Source organism: Pusillimonas sp. (assembly GCF_035515275.1).
In the GTDB taxonomy this organism is placed as follows: domain Bacteria; phylum Pseudomonadota; class Gammaproteobacteria; order Burkholderiales; family Burkholderiaceae_B; genus Pusillimonas.
Map to the genome: position 1 here is coordinate 1 of NZ_DATJBQ010000171.1, position 2,721 is coordinate 2,721.

The following is a 2,721-nucleotide window of genomic DNA, read 5'->3' on the forward strand; positions in this document are numbered from 1 at the left end:
CAAGCCCCAGCCCGGGCGCGAACTCCTGACCGGCACACTGGTGGCAGGCATTGCTTCAACCCTTTGGCAGCACAGGCCTGTCGCCCCCCTGCTTTCGTCGTTTTCGGAAACCGCCCTGCAAGCCGCCCGGCAGGCCGCACCCGCGCTGCCGCGCGCCTTATTGATGCCGGCCCCGTTGTCATCCGACTGGGTGCAGCGCCTGGAACGCCTGGGCTGCGTGGCCCTGCACGTGGAGCAAAGCGGCATTGATTCCGCGCTGGTCGCGGCCGTGCACGCCAAAGGCTATAAAATAGCCGGCTGGACAGTTAACGACCCCGCTCGGGCACAGCAGCTGCTGCAATGGGGCTGCGATGCAGTCTTTACCGATGCCATCGACACACTGCCCGGCGCACTTCAACTTACATAGGCCCGCTCTTGTTCAGTTACCGACACGCCTTCCATGCCGGCAACCATGCCGACGTGCTCAAGCACGCCGTCCTGGTGCATATTCTTGATCACTTCAACCTTAAAGACAGCCCCTACTGGGTCATGGACACGCACGCGGGAGCCGGCATCTACGACCTGACCAGCGAGTGGGCCATCCAGAACGGCGAGTTCATCGACGGGCTGGATCGATTGCTGGGCCCCGCAGAAAAGCCGGCACTTATAACGCGCTACCTCGAAGAAGTGCAGCGCTTCAACCCCGACGGCGTCGCCAACTACTATCCGGGCTCGCCCTGGCTGGCGCTAAGCGCCATGCGCGACAAAGACCGGCTGCGTCTGTTCGAGATGCACCCTTCTGAAATCGAAGTGCTTAAGCACAACTTGTCGCAACAAGACAGACAGGCCATGCGCCAAACAGCCGTCTACGAAACAGACGGCTTTACCGGCTTGAAAGCACTGCTGCCGCCGCCCACGCGCCGGGGCATTGTGCTGATCGACCCTTCATACGAAAACAAGCACGATTACCGGCAAGTCATGCAGACCCTTGACGAGGGCTTGAAGCGTTTTTCCACCGGCTGCTATGCGGTGTGGTATCCACTTGTGCAACGGCGCGAAGCCACTGAACTGGCACGGCAGCTGGAAAGGCTGAAGGTGCAATGGACACACGCCACCCTGACCGTGCGCGCCCCCGACAAGTCGGGTTTCGGCCTGCACGGCAGCGGCATGTTTGTAGTGAACCCACCCTACACCCTGTACGAACGACTGCAACAGGCCCTGCCCTGGCTGGCCAAAACCCTGGACCTGGACGAACGCGCAAGCTACACGCTGACTCGCTCGGCCTGAGACCCGTGCAGGGGCAGGCGTGCACGCATCACGCCTTGCCCGCCCCACACTGCGTCAATCGAAACGCTCGCCTTCGCGCAGATAGCGCCATTTGCCGGGCGGCAGATCACCCAGCACGATACGGCCCATGCGCACCCGCTTAAGCCCAACCACCTTCAGGCCCACCTGCTCGCACATACGGCGAATCTGGCGCTTTTTGCCTTCATTGATGACGAAGCGCAGTTGGTCGTCGTTCTGCCACTCTACGTGGGCGGGCTTGAGCACCTGACCGTCAAGGCTCAAGCCGTGATTGAGCAGCTTCAGCCCATTACCCGCAATACGTCCCTCGACCCGAACCAGATACTCTTTTTCGATAGGCGAATCTTCGTCGATAAGCTGACGGGCAATGCGGCCGTCCTGGGTCAGCACCAGCAACCCTTGCGAATCGATGTCAAGGCGCCCTGCCGGTGCAAGCCCGCGCAAATGCGAAGCATCGAATGGAAACGGCGAGCGCGCCGGATTGTGCATGGTTCGGGCGCTGATCAGCGAAACGGCCGGCCGGTAACCGCGCTCGGCCTGGGCCGACACATACCCCACCGGTTTGTTAAGCAAAATGGTAACGCGCGAGCCCTGGCGGCGCTGTGCCTGCTTGTCCAGGGTGATGGTCTGGTGGGGGTAAGCCTTGGAACCCAGTTCGGAAACCACCACGCCATCGACACGCACCCACCCACGCTCGATATAAGCGTCGGCCTCGCGCCGTGAACACAAGCCGCGCTCGGCCATCAACTTCGAAATTCGGGTTTTTTCCATGGACAAATTACTTTAAAGCCGCGTTATTGGTAGTCTTGTGCCCGGGGCGAGTCGGTAGGGTTGGCAATAACCCGTTTCAACTCGGCCGACATGGGCCAGTTAAGGTTGATGTTGCGCGGCGGAATCGGCTGCATGAACCATTTTTCGTACATCTGGGCCAAGCGCCCGTCTTGCATCATGGCCTTTACGGCCTCGTCGACCTCTTGCTTGAACTCGGGGTCGTCTTTCGGAAGGATCATGCCGTAGGGTTCGACCGTGTACGAATTTTTGCTGATGACCCAGTCGGTGGGGTTGCGCGAGTTGGCCACCAGACCGGCCAGCAAGATGTCGTCCATAAAGAACGCCACAGCCCGGCCGCTGTTCACGGTAAGAAACGCCTCGGAATGGTCTTTGGCATTCATGATGCGCATGCCCAGCTTCTGTTCTGCATTGGCCTGGGTAAGCCAGCGCAGGTTGCTGGTGCCGGCCGTGGAAATTACCGTTGCACCTTTCAGGTCTTCGAGCTCGTTGAGGTTGGAAGCCTTCAGGGATGCAAACCGGGTCGAGGTAACAAACGTGGTGGGCGCAAAACTGACCTGCTGCTGGCGCTGCTCGTTATTGGTGGCCGAACCGCAACTGATATCAACCGTGCCGTTGGCCACAAGCGGAATCCGGGTAGACGACGTG

At 60.4% G+C, this 2,721-nt stretch carries 4 protein-coding genes; 2 read left to right on the forward strand and 2 right to left on the reverse strand.

The window, feature by feature from the left end; genetic code table 11:
* Both VL003_RS12505 and VL003_RS12510 read left to right on the forward strand, forming a co-directional pair.
* A partial coding sequence (locus tag VL003_RS12505; protein WP_325442970.1) for a glycerophosphodiester phosphodiesterase family protein occupies positions 1 to 406 on the forward strand: 406 nt, incomplete at its 5' end.
* Between the two features lie 8 nt (positions 407 to 414).
* Positions 415 to 1,266 carry a 23S rRNA (adenine(2030)-N(6))-methyltransferase RlmJ gene (locus VL003_RS12510; protein ID WP_325442972.1) on the forward strand — a complete coding sequence of 284 codons (852 nt, stop codon included), beginning with the start codon at positions 415 to 417 and terminating at the stop codon, positions 1,264 to 1,266.
* A gap of 54 nt (positions 1,267 to 1,320) precedes the next feature.
* Here VL003_RS12510 and VL003_RS12515 read toward each other — a convergent pair whose 3' ends face one another.
* Both VL003_RS12515 and VL003_RS12520 read right to left on the reverse strand, forming a co-directional pair.
* A complete protein-coding gene (locus VL003_RS12515; protein ID WP_325442974.1) occupies positions 1,321 to 2,055 on the reverse strand; it encodes a pseudouridine synthase in 735 nt (244 codons plus the stop codon).
* A gap of 23 nt (positions 2,056 to 2,078) precedes the next feature.
* Positions 2,079 to 2,721, reverse strand: a 643-nt coding sequence (locus VL003_RS12520) for an amino acid ABC transporter substrate-binding protein (protein WP_325442976.1), incomplete at its 5' end; no start/stop codon positions are given.

Bases quoted from the DNA above. Each gene is read 5' to 3' on its own strand.
- VL003_RS12515 (WP_325442974.1), bottom strand. From the start codon at position 2,055: ATGGAAAAAACCCGAATTTCGAAGTTGATGGCCGAGCGCGGCTTGTGT.